The following is a 296-nucleotide window of genomic DNA, read 5'->3' on the forward strand; positions in this document are numbered from 1 at the left end:
GCGCAAAGTCGTTTCACTGTCCTGTTCGGGATGGGAAGGAGTGGGACCAACTCGCTATGGTCGTCAAGCGTAACTGGTTGAGCGGCTGCGGTTAGGCAACTGCTCCAATCTTGGAAGAAACACAACGTGTGGCGATCAGAGTCAGACTCGATGATCACGCACGGTGGGGTGTAATTGGTGTTGGCTGGCTGCTGACGGTGCAGCCAGATTTTGTATTGAACGACACTTGGAACGCTACATCACCAGGTCATAACCATCAGTGTTATAGGATCAAGCCTCACGGGCAATTAGTATCG

At 52.0% G+C, this 296-nt stretch carries 1 rRNA gene; it reads right to left on the bottom strand.

The window, feature by feature from the left end:
• Positions 1-68, bottom strand: a 5S ribosomal RNA gene (gene rrf, locus IB268_RS30945); the annotation flags it as partial.
• Positions 69-296 lie beyond the last annotated feature (228 nt).

The organism is Achromobacter sp. ACM01, from assembly GCF_014851745.1.
In the GTDB taxonomy this organism is placed as follows: Bacteria; Pseudomonadota; Gammaproteobacteria; order Burkholderiales; family Burkholderiaceae_B; genus Achromobacter; species Achromobacter aegrifaciens.